The organism is Massilia sp. P1_C10 (assembly GCF_056406475.1).
This window is the reverse complement of sequence record NZ_JBFUAC010000001.1, coordinates 676158-690791: the sequence shown is the minus strand read 5'-3', so window position 1 is coordinate 690791 and position 14634 is coordinate 676158. Positions and strand designations below refer to the sequence as shown.

8 protein-coding genes are annotated in these 14634 nt (G+C 66.2%); 3 read left to right on the top strand and 5 right to left on the bottom strand.

The genetic code is table 11. From position 1 onward, the window contains the following. Nucleotides 1–2: 2 nt before the first annotated feature. The 4 genes from acnD to AC1D02_RS03210 all read right to left on the bottom strand — a co-directional run bounded on the left by acnD (nt 3) and on the right by AC1D02_RS03210 (nt 6668). Complete coding sequence (gene acnD / locus AC1D02_RS03225) at nt 3–2597, bottom strand: Fe/S-dependent 2-methylisocitrate dehydratase AcnD (protein ID WP_477313995.1); 2595 nt, start codon at nt 2595–2597, stop codon at nt 3–5. A gap of 17 nt (nt 2598–2614) precedes the next feature. Continuing rightward, the gene (prpC, locus tag AC1D02_RS03220) at nt 2615–3778 is read right to left on the bottom strand and encodes a bifunctional 2-methylcitrate synthase/citrate synthase (RefSeq protein WP_477313622.1); all 1164 of its coding nucleotides are present in this window, start codon (nt 3776–3778) and stop codon (nt 2615–2617) included. A gap of 20 nt (nt 3779–3798) precedes the next feature. Beyond that, nucleotides 3799–4683, bottom strand: coding sequence for a methylisocitrate lyase (prpB, locus tag AC1D02_RS03215; RefSeq protein WP_477313620.1), 885 nt, complete (start codon nt 4681–4683; stop codon nt 3799–3801). Between the two features lie 221 nt (nt 4684–4904). Further along, nucleotides 4905–6668 (bottom strand): patatin-like phospholipase family protein, encoded by a 1764-nt coding sequence (locus AC1D02_RS03210; protein ID WP_477313618.1) that lies wholly within the window; start codon nt 6666–6668, stop codon nt 4905–4907. A 153-nt stretch (nt 6669–6821) separates the two neighbouring features. Between AC1D02_RS03210 and prpR the strand changes: the two genes are divergently transcribed. From prpR to AC1D02_RS03195, 3 genes are all read left to right on the top strand, one after another. Further along, nucleotides 6822–8417, top strand: a complete 1596-nt coding sequence (prpR, locus tag AC1D02_RS03205; RefSeq protein WP_477313616.1) for a propionate catabolism operon regulatory protein PrpR — start codon at nt 6822–6824, stop codon at nt 8415–8417. Nucleotides 8418–8583: 166 nt separating this feature from the next. Then, the gene (locus tag AC1D02_RS03200) at nt 8584–9960 is read left to right on the top strand and encodes a pyridoxal-phosphate dependent enzyme (protein ID WP_477313614.1); all 1377 of its coding nucleotides are present in this window, start codon (nt 8584–8586) and stop codon (nt 9958–9960) included. Beyond that, entirely contained in the window at nt 9957–11129 is a 1173-nt protein-coding gene (locus tag AC1D02_RS03195) for a trans-sulfuration enzyme family protein (protein WP_477313612.1), read from the top strand. Before AC1D02_RS03200 ends, AC1D02_RS03195 begins: the two co-directional genes overlap by 4 nt. 69 nt (nt 11130–11198) lie before the next feature. Here the strand turns inward: AC1D02_RS03195 and AC1D02_RS03190 are convergent, their stop codons facing one another. Further along, nucleotides 11199–14468 (bottom strand): S41 family peptidase, encoded by a 3270-nt coding sequence (locus AC1D02_RS03190; protein WP_477313610.1) that lies wholly within the window; start codon nt 14466–14468, stop codon nt 11199–11201. Nucleotides 14469–14634 lie beyond the last annotated feature (166 nt).

The window sequence follows — 14634 nt, the reverse complement described above, 5'->3', positions numbered from 1 at the left end:
GGTCATGCCGCCTTCGTCGATTCGAGGAAGTCCTGGGCGAAGCGCTGCAGCACGCCGCCCGCTTCGTAGATCGACACTTCTTCGGCGGTGTCGAGGCGGCAGGTGACCTGCACTTCTTCGGTGTCGCCGTTGTGGCGGGTGATCACCAGGGTCAGGTCGGCGCGCGGCATGCGCTCGCCGATCACGTCGAAGGTCTCGGTGCCGTCCAGGCCCAGCGTGATGCGGTTGACGCCGAGCTTGAACTCGAGCGGCAGCACGCCCATGCCGACCAGGTTGGTGCGGTGAATGCGCTCGAAGCCTTCGGCGACGATCGCCTCGACGCCGGCCAGGCGCACGCCCTTGGCGGCCCAGTCGCGCGACGAACCCTGGCCGTAGTCGGCGCCGGCGATGATGATCAGCGGCTGCTTGCGCTCCATGTAGGTTTCGATGGCTTCCCACATGCGGGCGACCTGGCCTTCCGGCTCGATGCGGGCCAGCGAACCGGCTTTTACTTTGCCGTCTTCCTTGACCATTTCGTTCTTCAGGGTCGGATTGGCGAAGGTGGCGCGCTGCGCGGTCAGGTGGTCGCCGCGGTGCGTCGCGTAGGAGTTGAAGTCCTCTTCCGGCAGGCCCATTTTGGCCAGGTACTCGCCGGCCGCGCTGTCGAGCATGATGGCGTTCGACGGCGACAGGTGGTCGGTGGTGATGTTATCGCCCAGGATCGCCAGCGGACGCATGCCCTTGAGCGTGCGCGCGCCGGCCAGCGCGCCTTCCCAGTACGGCGGACGGCGGATGTAGGTGGTCTGCGGGCGCCAGTCGTACAGCGGGCTGACCTTCAGGCCGTCGTCGTGCTGCTTGGCGAACATCGGGATGTAGACCTTGCGGAACTGCTCCGGCTTGACGCTGGAGGCGACGACGGCGTCGATCTCTTCGTCGGACGGCCAGATGTCGGCCAGGCGCACCGCCTTGCCGTCGGCGCCGTAGCCAAGGATGTCCTTCTCGATGTCGAAGCGGATCGTGCCGGCGATCGCGTAGGCCACCACCAGCGGCGGCGAAGCCAGGAAGGCCTGCTTGGCGTACGGATGGATGCGGCCGTCGAAGTTGCGGTTGCCCGACAGGACGGCGGTCGCGTACAGGTCGCGGTCGATGATCTCCTGCTGGATCACCGGATCGAGCGCGCCGGACATGCCGTTGCAGGTGGTGCAGGCAAAGGCGACGACGCCGAAGCCCAGCGACTCCAGTTCCGGCATCAGGCCGGCTTCTTCGAGGTACAGCGCGACGGTCTTGGAGCCTGGCGCCAGCGAGGACTTGACCCACGGCTTGCGCTGCAGGCCGAGGCGGTTGGCGTTGCGCGCGATCAGGCCGGCGGCGATCATGTTGCGCGGGTTGTTGGTGTTGGTGCAGCTGGTGATGGCGGCGATGATGACGGCGCCGTCGGGCATCAGGCCCGGCTCGTTCTCGACCACGCCGCTGATGCCGCGCGCGGCCAGCTCGGAGGTCGGCACGCGCTTGTGCGGATTCGACGGGCCGGCGATGTTGCGCACCACGGACGACAGGTCGAAGCTGATCACGCGCTCGTATTCGGCGCTCTTCAGGCTGTCGGCCCACAGGCCGGTTTCCTTGGCGTAGGTCTCGACCAGCTTGACCAGTTCGTCGTCGCGGCCGGTCAGCTTGAGGTACTTGATGGTCTGCTCGTCGATGTAGAACATCGCGGCGGTGGAGCCGAATTCGGGCGCCATATTGGAAATGGTCGCGCGGTCGCCCAAGGTCAGGTTGGCGGCGCCTTCGCCGAAGAACTCGAGGTAGGACGAGACGACCTTCTGGTTGCGCAGGAATTCGGTCAGCGCCAGCACGATGTCGGTGGCGGTGATGCCGGGCTGCGGCTTGCCGGTCAGCTCGACGCCGATGATATCGGGCAGTCGCATCCACGAGGCGCGGCCGAGCATGACGCTTTCCGCTTCCAGGCCGCCGACGCCGATGGCGATCACGCCCAGCGCATCGACCATCGGCGTGTGCGAGTCGGTGCCGACCAGCGTGTCCGGGAAGGCCACGTTGTCCTTCACCTGCACGACCGGCGACATGCGCTCGAGATTAATCTGGTGCAGGATGCCGTTCCCCGGCGGGATCACGTCGACGTTCTTGAACGCCTTCTTGGTCCAGTCGATGAAGTGGAAACGGTCTTCGTTGCGGCGGTCTTCGATGGCGCGGTTCTTGTCGAAGGCGTCGGGGTCGAAGCCGCCGCATTCGACGGCCAGCGAATGGTCGACCACGAGCTGGGTCGGCACCACCGGATTGACCAGGGTCGGATCGCCGCCCTGCAAGGCGATGGCGTCGCGCAGGCCGGCCAGGTCGACCAGCGCGGTCTGGCCGAGGATGTCATGACAAACAACCCGAGCCGGAAACCACGGGAAGTCGAGGTCGCGGCGGCGTTCGATCAGCTGGCGCAGCGAGGCGTTCAGCGTGTCGGGATCGCAGCGGCGGACCAGGTTCTCGGCCAGCACGCGCGAAGTGTACGGCAGCTTGTCCCAGGATCCGGGCGTGATCGCGTCGACCGCGGCGCGGGCGTCGAAGTAGTCCAGCGACGTGCCGGGCAGTGGTTTGCGGTTCAGGGTGTTCATCATGTTCTATTACCAGGTTACTTGCGTTCCGAGATCGGCACGAATTTCAGGTCTTCCGGACCGACGTAGTTCGCGCTCGGGCGGATGATCTTGTTGTCGATGCGCTGCTCCATCACGTGCGCCGACCAGCCGGAGGTGCGCGAGATGACAAACAGCGGCGTGAACATCGAGGTCGGCACGCCCATCATGTGGTACGAGACGGCGGAGAACCAGTCGAGGTTCGGGAACATCTTCTTGATGTCCCACATGACGGTTTCGAGACGCTCGGCGATGTCGAACATCTTGGTCGAACCGGCTTCCTGCGACAGCTTGCGCGCCAGTTCCTTGATCACCTTGTTGCGCGGGTCGGAGATGGTGTAGACCGGATGGCCGAAGCCGATCACGACTTCCTTGTTCTCGACGCGGCGGCGGATGTCGGCTTCGGCTTCGTCGGCGTTCTCGTAGCGCTCCTGCACTTCCAGCGCGGCTTCGTTGGCGCCGCCGTGCTTCGGACCGCGCAGCGCGCCGATCGCGCCGGTGATGGCCGAGTGGATGTCGGAACCCGTGCCGGCGATGACGCGCGCGGTGAAGGTCGAGGCGTTGAACTCATGTTCCGCGTACAGGATCAGCGAGGTGTGCATCGCCTTGACCCACGACTCGGACGGCTTCTCGCCGTGCAGCAGGTGCAGGAAGTGGCCGCCGATCGAATCGTCGTCGGTCTCGACTTCGATGCGTTTGCCGTTGTGGCTGAAGTGGTACCAGTACAGCAGCATCGAGCCGAACGACGCCATCAGGCGGTCGGCGATGTCGCGCGCGCCCGGCATGTCGTGGCTGTCCTTTTCCGGCAGCGCGCAACCGAGCGCGGAGCAGCCGGTGCGCATCACGTCCATCGGGTGGGCGGCGGCAGGCAGCGCTTCGAGTGCCGACTTGACTACCTGCGGCAGGCCGCGCAGCGCTTTCAGCTTGGTCTTGTAGGCTTTCAGTTCGGCGGCGTTCGGCAGTTTGCCGTGCACCAGCAGGTAGGCGATTTCTTCGAACTCGCTGTTGTCGGCAACGTCGAGGATATCGTAGCCGCGATAGTGCAGGTCGTTGCCGGTCTTGCCGACCGAGCAGAGGGCCGTGTTACCGGCGGCGACGCCGGACAGGGCGACGGATTTTTTTGGTTTGAATGCGACGGCTTCGGTTGGTGCTTTATCAGTCATCTTGAAAATCTCCGGTGTGATTATTTTTCTTTACCCTGGGCGAACAGCGAGTCGAGCTTCTTCTCGTAGTCGTGGTAGCCGAGGTAGTCGTACATTTCCATCCGCGGCTGCATGGCTGGCACGACGTTTTTCTGGGTGCCTTCGGCGCGCAGCGTCTTGTAGAAGTTCAGCGCGGCCGCGTTCATCGCGCGGTAGGCGCCGCAGCAGTACAGCGCGATGTCGACCTTGTTGGCGCGCAGTTCGTCGAGCGTGAACAGCGGCGTGGCGCCGAATTCGGTGAGGTTTGCGAGGATGGGCACGCCGACCGCGTCGCGCACCTGGCCGTACATTTCGAGCTTGGTAATCGCTTCCGGGAAGATCATGTCGGCGCCCGCTTCGACGTAGGCGCAGGCGCGGTCGATGGCGGCGTTCAGGCCTTCGACGGCCAGCGCGTCGGTGCGCGCCATGATGACGAAGTTCTCGTCGTGGCGGGCGTCGACGGCGGCCTTGATGCGGTCGACCATCTCTTCCTTGCTGACGATTTCCTTGCCCGGGCGGTGGCCGCAGCGCTTGGCCGAGACCTGGTCTTCCATGTGGACCGCGGCGACGTCGGCGCGGATCATGTGGCGGATGGTGCGGGCGATGTTGAAGGCGCCGCCCCAGCCGGTGTCGATGTCGACCATCAGCGGCAGGCCGCAGGTGTCGGTGATGCGCTGGGCGTCGGTGATGACGTCGTCCATGGTGCTGATGCCGAGGTCCGGCATGCCGAGCGAGTTGGCCGCGACGCCGCCGCCGGACAGGTAGATCGCCTTGTAGCCGGTTTGTTCGGCCATGCGCGCGGTGTACGCGGTAATCGTGCCGACCACCTGCAACGGCGATTCTTCGGCGACTGCGCGGCGGAACAACGCGCCTCGGGATTCTCTCATCGTATTCTCCTGGTATGTTTCATCGAACTGCATCAGGGCTTACATTGCAAGCGGCGTGCCAGCGGCCAGCGTGCTCTCGCCGCAGCGGCCCGGCTGAAGAAGTCCTTTGAAATCAAGATTATGCAAAATATTGCATAATCATCATGTCGGCCCGAGTGTTTCAAGCGGCGTTTCAATGTGAAACAAACGAAACGCCGTGAATTGCCGTCGGACGCGCCATTCTACATCCGGCGTCCCTTCGATGGCGGACGGTCGCCGCGGGGCGGGACGGCGGGCAAGTCGGCGCGGGGCGCGCCCTTCTCCATTTTCACTTCGGTGATGCGCATCTCCAGCACGTCGATCGGATCGCTGAAGTCGTCGATCAGGAAATCGATCGCGCCCTCCAGTTGGACGCCTGCGGCTTCGTCGACAATGCCGCGCGCGTGCCACAGCGCCGTCGCCCGCAAGGTCGAATTATCGACAATGGCCGACGTGGGCAGGATCGTCTGATCGAAGTTCAGGCGCAGCGCCGCGTCGCCGGATTGATCCTTCACATTGCGCAGGACCGCGAATGCGTCGGTGCGGGAGTGGCCGTCGAGGTGGCCGCCGGCGAGTTTCAAGGCGTCGCGCATGCGGAAGAAGCGCTGCGCCTGCGTCTCGCCATGCGCCATCAGCGCGTCCTTCAGGATCGGGCTGCGGTCGGACTTGGACAAGGCATTGAGTTTGACCGGGGCGGTTTTCTCGATCGCGCAACGGTCCAGGATGACGCGGTGGACCTGCACCGGCTGGTGCTTGCGGTCGTCGCCGCGCGTGATGCGCTTGTTGACCGCTTCGATGAACGCGATCTCCTGGTTCAGCGACAGGTTTCCGGACAACTCGTTGCGGCGATCGACGATATCGAATTTCAGCTGCTCGACGTCGAAATCGCGCGGATTGATTTGCAAGACCCACAGCTCGGCGGGCACGCGCGTGTCCTCGACGCCGGCGAGGAAGTTCTTGACCGGCGGGTTTTGCGAGAGCAGGCCGTCCCAGAAGCTGCGCCTGGTTGTGGCCCCGTCCGGGCCAATGAATGGAACCTCAACCGCTTCGAACATCCACGGCAGCGCGGCCGAGGCCAGCACCGCCTGCAGCGAAATGCCACCGTCGGAGGCTGCGCGCTCGGAACTGAAGGCGACGAATTCGCCGTCCCTGACGTCGACGGCGCCGATCAGCAAGTGCGGAATCTGCGCCATCAGCGTCGTGCCGGCGGCGTCCAGCGTGTCGAACGAGGTCGGGTCGGTCGCCACGTCGTGCGACCATCGGTTCAGCGCGACGTCGAGCGGACACCCGTGGGGAAAACCGGCGGGGCTCATCCGGCGTCTGATTTCGGCCGGCTGTTTGGCGACATTCTCGCGGATTCGCGCTGCGAGCTGCTGCTTGAGAATTTCGTTGTCCTCCGGAGCGAGCGGGGGCTTCATGCGCGACTGGACGTCGGCCTCGCGCCAGCGCGCGATATCCTTCGACACGCCGAGCAGCGCGCCGAGCGCGGCGACCAGGTCGAAATCGACCTGCTGTGAAATCAGGCGATCGAGCTGGAAGTAGTCGCCGCGCCCCCAAGCGTTGAAGGGGCCGAGCGTGTCGGCCCATTGCGGCCAGGTGGAGGTCAGCAGCTTCACGCCGTCGCGCAAAGGCGAGGCGTAAGGGCTGAACGCGAGCTCGAATGGCAGCGCGCCGGTGGCGGCGATGGCCGCGCCGTTCCACAGCGTTTCGCCGAGCGATTGTGCGCAGTTGGAATCCCAGAACGCTTCCAGTTTGCGGCAGGCCTGGTCGGCGCCGCCCTGCAGCAAGCCATACCAGGCCAGCAAAGCGCACAGGCCACCGCCGGAAGTGCCGCTGATGCCGACCAGTTTCATCGGATCGCGATCGCTTTTCTCGATGAGCGGAAGCCACCGCTTGAGTGCGCCGGCGGCGTAGGCGGCGTGGCTGCCGCCGCCCTGGCAGGCAATGACGATTTTCCGGGTTTCCATAGAGCCCTCCATTGTGTTGGATAAGCTTATTAGACTCGCTTCGCCCGGATTGGTGCGTGGTATTTTTGGCACTATTGATATATTCAATGGGTTCGGGACTGCCGCACAAGGCCGCGTTGCAACACGTTTCACGCTGAAACGTATAATTGGAACATGAGCTATCCAAACCAAGAAGCCGAGGCCCGGCCAGTTATCTGGACCGTTTCCGTCTCGCGCCTGTCAGACCTGTTCCGCGACATCACGCTCGAATACGACCACCTCGCGTCGATCGAGCCGGTCAATCTCGGCTTCGACGAGGCCGCGCGCGCCATCCGCGAGCGCATGGCCGGCGAGCGCTGCGACGTGATCATCGCGGCCGGATCGAACGCGGCCTACCTGAAGGGGCGGGTGTCGGCGCCGGTGGTCATCGCCAAGGCCAGCGGCTTCGACATGATGCAGGCGCTGGCGCGCGCGCGCCGGGTGTCGGACCGCATCGGCGTGATCACTTACCAGGAAGCGCTGCCGCAGCTGGCCGAGTTCAGCGCGACCTTCGGCGTGCCGATCGCGCAGCGCACCTACGTGACCGAGGAAGACGCGCGGGCGCAGATCAACGAGCTGAAAGCGGCTGGTATCGAGGCGATCGTCGGCGCGGGGCTGATCACCGACCTGGCCGAGGAAGCTGGTCTGACCGGAGTGTTCGTGTATTCGGCCGCGTCGATCCGGCAGGCGTTCGACGACGCGCTGGAGATGGCGCGACAGACGCAGCGCGAAGCCAATCGCAGCCGACGCACGGTGGTGGCGGACACGCTGCGCGCGCGGCACGGACTGGCGGACCTGCGCGGCGAGTCGGCGTCCATGGAGAAGCTGCGCCAGGGCGTCGTGCTGTTTGCGAAATCGCCGGCAACGGTGCTGATCGAAGGCGAAACCGGCACCGGCAAGGAGCTGGCGGCACAGGCGATCCATCGCGAGGGTCCTCGCGGGCTGGGCGCGAACCGGCCGTTCGTCGCGGTGAACTGCGGTGCGGTAGCCGAGTCGCTGCTGGAGTCGGAATTGTTCGGCCATGAGGAAGGCGCCTTCACGGGCGCGCGCCGCGGCGGGCACGCGGGCCTGTTCGAGGCGGCCAACCATGGCACGCTGTTCCTCGACGAGATCGGCGAGATGCCGCTGGCGCTGCAAACGCGCCTGCTGCGGGTGCTGGAGGAGCGCGAAGTGGTGCGGGTTGGCGGAACGCGCCCGGTGCCGGTCAGCGTGCGCGTCATCAGCGCGACGCATTGCGACCTGGAGGCGCGCGTGCGCGAGGGACGCTTCCGCGCCGATTTGTACTACCGGCTGGCGGTGCTGCGCATCGCCCTGCCCCCGCTGCGCGAGCGGCGCGGCGACATCACGGCGCTGGCCGAGTGGTCGCTCAAGAACGCGCTGGCGGCGCTCGGAGCGCGGCCGCATCCGAACCTGCACGCGGAGATCGGCGCCTGCGCGACGCTGCTGGAACGCTACGAGTGGCCCGGCAATGTGCGCGAGCTGCGCAACCTGATGCAGCGCCTTGCGCTGTACCTGGCGGCCGAGCCGCTGCAGGCGCTGACGCCAAGCTTCGTGTCAGGCGTGGCGCCGGAACTGGGACGCCAGACGACGCTGCCTGAACCTCCAGCGCCAGCGCGTACGGAGTCCATCCAGGAGGTGCTGGCGCGCTTTGGCGGCAAGCGCGATGAGGCCGCAGAGTACCTGGGGATCAGCCGCACAACACTGTGGCGGCGCCTCCGAGAAAATTCCTGATCCTGCGAGAAAATTTCGGGTAGCCATTTCTTCGAGAGGAACTATATTACAGCGGTGTCAATGCGCACAAATCGGTTTCGGCGCAGAATCCTAGTTCGTGATTTCACGATGACAATGCCGCTGGCCGCGCTCACGAGGTGCGTCATCGCGGCCACTGGAGGCAACTATGCATCATGCATCGCAAGCGGCACTGTTCTCCCTAATCGGCAACACCCCGGTCATGGAAGTGACCCGCATCGACACCGGCCCCTGCCGGCTGTTCCTCAAGCTCGAATGCCAGAACCCCGGCGGCTCGATCAAGGACCGGATCGGGCTGGCGATGATCACCGCGGCGGAAAACGACGGTAGCCTGAAACCGGGCGGCACCGTGGTCGAAGCGACGGCCGGCAACACCGGCATCGGCCTGGCGCTGGTGGCGCGCATCAAGGGCTACCGCGTGGTACTGGTGGTGCCCGACAAGATGGCGGTCGAAAAAATCCTGCACCTGAAGGCGCTCGGCGCCGAGATCCACCTGACCCGCTCCGACGTCGGCAAGGGGCATCCCGAGTACTACCAGGACGTCGCCGCGCGGCTGGCGAAGGACATCCCGGGCGCATGGTACGCCGACCAGTTCAACAATCCCAACAATCCTCTGGCGCACCAGCACACCACCGGCCCGGAACTGTGGAACCAGGTGAGCCGGAAGCTCGATGCGATCGTCGTCGGCGTCGGCTCGGCGGGCACGCTGACCGGACTGTCGCACTATTTCGCCGAGGTCCATTCGGAGCTCGAATTCGTGCTGGCCGATCCGAAGGGCTCGATCCTGGCGGAGTACATCCGCACCGGCAAGGTGTCGGAAGTGTCGGGATCGTGGGCGGTGGAAGGCATCGGCGAGGATTTCATCCCGTCGATCGCCGACATGACGCGCGTGAGCACGGCCTACACGATCAGCGACGAGGAGAGCTTCCAGACCGCGCGCCTTCTGCTGCGCGAGGAAGGTATTCTCGGCGGCTCTTCGTCCGGCACGCTGCTGGCCGCCGCGCTGCGCTACTGCCGCGCGCAGACCACGCCGAAGCGCGTGGCCACTTTCGTCTGCGACACCGGCACGCGCTACCTGAGCAAGGTGTACAGCGACGGCTGGATGTTCGACCAGGGCCTGCTGACGCGCCCCCTGCTCGGCGACCTGCGCGACCTGATCGGGCGCCGCTACGATGGCGGCGATGTGGTCACTGTGGCGCCGACCGACACCCTGCTCACCGCCTTCAACCGCATGCGCAGCGCCGACCTGGCGCAGCTTCCCGTGATTGACAACGGCAAGCTCGCCGGTATCATCGACGAGTCCGACCTGCTGCTGCACATCACCGCCGACGGCGGCGGCTTCAGCGGACCGGTGTCGTCGACGATGACGGCGCAGCTTCAGACGCTGGCGCCGTCGGCCAGCATGCAGCAGCTGCGCGGCATCCTCGATCGCGGGCTGACCGCGGTGATCTCCGACAGCGACCGGTTCTACGGTCTCATCACCCGCTTCGACCTACTTAACCACTTGCGCAGGAATTTATCGTGACCGACAAAAAACAGCATCTTGCCACCCGCGTCATCCACGGCGGACAGGCGCCAGATCCCGCCACTGGCGCCGTGATGCCGCCAATTTATGCCACCTCCACCTTCGTGCAGGAGAGTCCCGGCGTGCACAAGGGACTGGATTACGGGCGTTCGCACAACCCGACACGCTGGGCGCTGGAACGCTGCGTGGCCGACCTCGAAGGCGGATCCCGCGCGTTCGCGTTTGCCTCCGGACTCGCGGCCATCTCCACCGTGCTGGAACTGCTGGAGCATGGCTCGCACATCGTCGCCGGCGACGACATGTACGGCGGCACCTACCGGCTGTTCGAAAGGGTGCGCCGGCGCAGCGCCGGACACGATTTCACTTACGTCGACCTGTCGAATCCCGAGGCGCTGATGGCCGCGCTGAAGCCCGAGACGCGCATGGTGTGGGTGGAATCGCCAACCAATCCGATGCTCAAGCTGGCCGACCTGAAGGCGATCGCGGACATCTGCCGCGCGCGCGGCATCATTACCGTTTGCGACAACACCTTCGCCAGCCCGATCGTGCAGCGGCCGCTAGAAGCTGGCATCGACATCGTGGTGCACTCGACGACCAAGTTCATGAACGGTCACTCGGACGTGATCGGCGGGGTCGCGGTGGTGGGCGGCGAGCCGCACCAGGCGGAATGGGCCGAGCGGCTCGGCTTCCTGCAAAACTCGGTGGGCGCGATCCAGGGGCCGTTCGACAGCTTCCTGGTGCTGCGCGGGATAAAGACGCTGGCGCTGCGGCTGGAGCGCAGCTGCTCGAATGCGCTCGACCTGGCGCAGTGGCTGGAACGCGAACCGAAGGTGCGCAAGGTGTACTACCCGGGACTCGAATCGCATCCGCAGCACGCGCTGGCGAAGCGGCAGATGGACGGCTTCGGCGGCATCATCTCGATCGAACTCGAGACCGACCTGGCCGGTGCGCGCCGCTTCCTGGAGCGCTGCCACGTCTTCACGCTGGCCGAGAGCCTGGGCGGGGTCGAGAGCCTGATCGAGCACCCTGCCCTGATGACCCACGCGACCATCCCTGCAGAACAGCGCGCGCAGCTCGGGATCAGCGACACGCTGATCCGGCTGTCGGTCGGCGTCGAGCACGTCGAGGACCAGCGCGAGGACTTGACGAGGGCGCTGGCCGCGATTTAGCAGGCGGCGCGGCCCAACGGCTGGGGTCAGGTCCGCGGGACCTGACCCCGATTCTGTCGCTGCCGCGCCCTATTTTCCGAGGGCCGGAATGTCGCGCGGCTTGTACGGCGCGACGGGCTGCTCGGCGATCTTCTTGTCGAGCAGCTCCAGCGCGACTTCCAGCTGGCGGTCGCGTCCCGCAAAGGTTTCGTGCGGCAGGTTGTCGACTTCGACGTCCGGAGTCACTCCGACGCCTTCAATCAGCCATTCGCCCTGCGCCGAGAACTGCGTGAACTCCGCGACGCGCGCCATGCCGTTGTCCATCAGTGCGTTGCCGTCGCTGAGCCACACGCCGGCGCCGGCGGTGCGCTTGCCGACCAGCGGGCCAAGCTTGAGGGCCTTGACGCCGGCGGCGAAGGTCTCGCCGTCGGAGTAGGTCAGCTCGTCGACCAGCACTACCAGGTGGCCGCGGAAGGTGCCCTGCATGTTCGGCGACGGCAGGCTGCCGTGCGAGGTCCAGAACGCCCACGACTTGCGCAGCAGCTTCTCTATGATCCAGCTGTCGATGTTACCCCCGCGGTTGCGGCGCACGTCGATGATCAGGCCCTGGCGGTTGACGTTCGCGTAGAAGTCGCGCGCAAAGGCGTTGATGTCGCTCGGCGTCATCGCACGCAGGTGCAGGTAGCCGATCTTGCCCTTGGAGGCCTTCTCGACCTGGTCGGCGCGGCCCTGCTCCCAGTCCGAGTAGCGCAGGTTGCCGTTGCGCGCCATCGACACTGGCGTGACCATCACCGAACGCGGGGCGCCGCCCGGCGTCTTCACCTGCAGCAGGACCTGCTTGTCGGCCTGGTTCAGCAGCAGGTCGCCGATGTCGCGCGCCTCGGCCAGCGACTTGCCGTTGATGGCGGTGAGGATGTCGCCTTCCTTGACGTTGACGTCGGGCGCGGCCAGCGGGCCGCGTTCGGACGGCAGCTCCGGCTCGCCGCGATAGATGCGGTCGACGCGGTAGCCGTCGGCCACGCGCGTGAGCACGGCGCCGAGTCCCGCGGCGGTGCCTTCCGACGCCGGCTTGCGCACGTCGCCGGGACGAATCTGCGAGTGCAGCGCGCCGACCTCGCCCACCATCATCCCGAGGACGTCATCGAGTTCGGCGCGGTCGGTGACGCGCGCGGCCAGCGGCGCGTAACGCGTGCGCACCGCGTTCCAGTCGACGCCGCGCATGTTCGAGTCGTACAGGAAGTCGCGGTGCATGCGCCAGGCGTCGTTGAACATCTGGGTCCATTCCAGGCGCGGATCGACGCGAATCGCCCAATCGTCGACCGTAATCTTTGCCTTCGATACGTCGGCCGGCAGCTTGGCGCCGGCATCGACGATCATCAGGTCGCCGGGGCCGGACCTGGCGGCGGTGCGATAGTAGACGTGCTTGCGGTCGCCCGTCAGCGCAAACGAGCGCACGTTGGCGACGAAAATTTCAGGCTTGGGCGACGTCCGGCTGATGGCGAGCGTCTTCAGGACGCCCTTGCCGTCTTCGCCATCGAGCAGGTAGAGGCGCTTGGCGTCCACTTCCAGCTTCTTGTAATTGCCCGGCTCGATCGGCACTTCGAACAGGCGGTCCTTCAGGCCGGCGTAGGCGACCGATGGCGACTCCGGCTTTTTGGGCGCGGCCTTGTCGGCCTCCTTCTCCTTGCCCTCTTCCGCTTTGGCTTCCGGCTTGCTCAACTCGTCGTCGGGCTTGAACGGGAAGCGCGCGCCAGCCTGCAGCGCCAGCGCGTACACGCCCACGCGCTTGTCGAACACCGGTCCCATGTTGCGGTCGCCCCATGGCGAGCCGTTGGCCAGGTTGAAGTGGCGCGACGACAGGAAGTACAGCCATTTGCCATCGGGCGCGAATGCCGGCGAGCTGGCCGAATAGCGGTCGGTGGTGACGAAGGCGAGCTGCTTCGATTGGACGTTGAACATGCCGATCTGGCGGCGCTGCGCGTCGCTGCCGGCGCGCACGAACGCCATGTGGTGGCTGTCCGGCGACCACACCACCTCGTCGGAGGTGTCGAAACCGCTCTTGCCGGCGTCGTCGATGATGACGTTGGTGCGCGCGGCCAGGTCGAGCAGCCAGGTGCGGCCATGCTTGTCGGTGTGCGCGAGCCATTTTCCGTCGGGAGACGGGTACAGGTTGAGGCGGTGGCTGGCGCCGTCGCGGGTCAGCTGCTCGCCGCGGCCGGAGCCGTCGGCGGCGTAGCGCCAGATCTCGTTTTCGCCGGTGGTGTCGACGATCGCGTAGACCCATTTGTCGTCGTGGCTGAACACGGCGGCGCGGGCGCGCGCGCCGTCGGGGATGGCGATGTCGACGCGGCGCTGACCGTCAGCGCCGGCCACCGTCACGCGGCCGCGCGCGGTCAGCACGATGCGTTCGGCCTTGCTGGCCGGTTCGATGCTGGTGAGCGCCTCGAGCGCCGGCCGAACCAGGCGCGTGCGCTGCTGGTCGAAGTCGGACATCAGCGTGGCCTTGATGACGCTGTCGGCGCCGCCCGCCAGATCCAGCACGTGGATGTCGGCGCCGAGCTGATAGGCGATGCGGCCGTCGCCGAGGGAGGCGCTGCGCACATCCCACTGTTTGTGGTGGGTGTGGGCGCGGCGGTCGGAGCCGTCGGGCAGCGAAGACCAGATGTTGTCGGCGCCGCCGGCGTCGCTGATGAAGTACAGGCGGCCTTGCCACCACATCGGGCGGCGGTTGTTGGCGTCGTCCTTGAACAGCAGCTGGGCCTCGCCCTTGCCTTGCAGGTCGTAGCGCCACAACTGCGCGTGGGCGCCGCCGCGGTAGGCGCGCACGTTATCGGCGGTCATCGACAGGCCCATGCGCGTGAAGTAGACCCAGCGGCCGCTGTCGTCGAGGGTGGCGTCGTTGGCCTCGGCCAGCGGCAGCACGCGGCGCTTCATGGTCGATGGCTCGATGGCGACGACGATGCGCTGGCGCAGCGGGCCGGTCGCGTGCTCGGTGCTGACCAGGACCTCGCCCTGCGGGGTCCAGCCGACGACCAGCACGCCGCCATTGTCGAAGGTGATGCGCTTGGGCAGGCCGCCTTCGAGCGGCATCACGTAGGCTTCCTGCGCGCCTTCGTAGGAGGCGGCGAAGGCGAGCGATTTGCCGTCGGGGGAAATCGACGAGTGGGTCTCGGCGGCCGGATGGGTGGTCAGGCGCTGTGCCTTGCCGCCTGCGGTCGTGGTGCGCCACAAGTCGCCCTCGGCGGTGAAGACCACGGTGTCGCCGCGGATCGAGGGGAAGCGGAAGTAGGGTTCGGCGGCGAAGGCGTGGCCGGCGGCCAGCGCCAGCGAGAGAGCGAGGGTTGTGCGGGACAGAATCATGGCGCGGGGCAGTCTGGTTGCGGGAGAGCATGAGTTTGCCATAACACCCATCGCGGTGGATGTGCATATATGCAAATAAAATCTGCTGACAGCGGCGCTGAAAATGGGGTCAGGTTCGCAGGACCTGACCCCGATCGCAGAAAAAAAAGCCCGCGACTGGCGCGGG

Coding starts and splice junctions, on each gene's coding strand:
- prpB (WP_477313620.1), bottom strand. CDS start 4,683: ATGAGAGAATCCCGAGGCGCGTTGTTCCGCCGCGCAGTCGCCGAAGAA.
- acnD (WP_477313995.1), bottom strand. CDS start 2,597: ATGAACACCCTGAACCGCAAACCACTGCCCGGCACGTCGCTGGACTAC.
- AC1D02_RS03190 (WP_477313610.1), bottom strand. CDS start 14,468: ATGATTCTGTCCCGCACAACCCTCGCTCTCTCGCTGGCGCTGGCCGCC.
- AC1D02_RS03200 (WP_477313614.1), top strand. CDS start 8,584: ATGCATCATGCATCGCAAGCGGCACTGTTCTCCCTAATCGGCAACACC.
- prpC (WP_477313622.1), bottom strand. CDS start 3,778: ATGACTGATAAAGCACCAACCGAAGCCGTCGCATTCAAACCAAAAAAA.
- prpR (WP_477313616.1), top strand. CDS start 6,822: ATGAGCTATCCAAACCAAGAAGCCGAGGCCCGGCCAGTTATCTGGACC.
- AC1D02_RS03210 (WP_477313618.1), bottom strand. CDS start 6,668: ATGGAAACCCGGAAAATCGTCATTGCCTGCCAGGGCGGCGGCAGCCAC.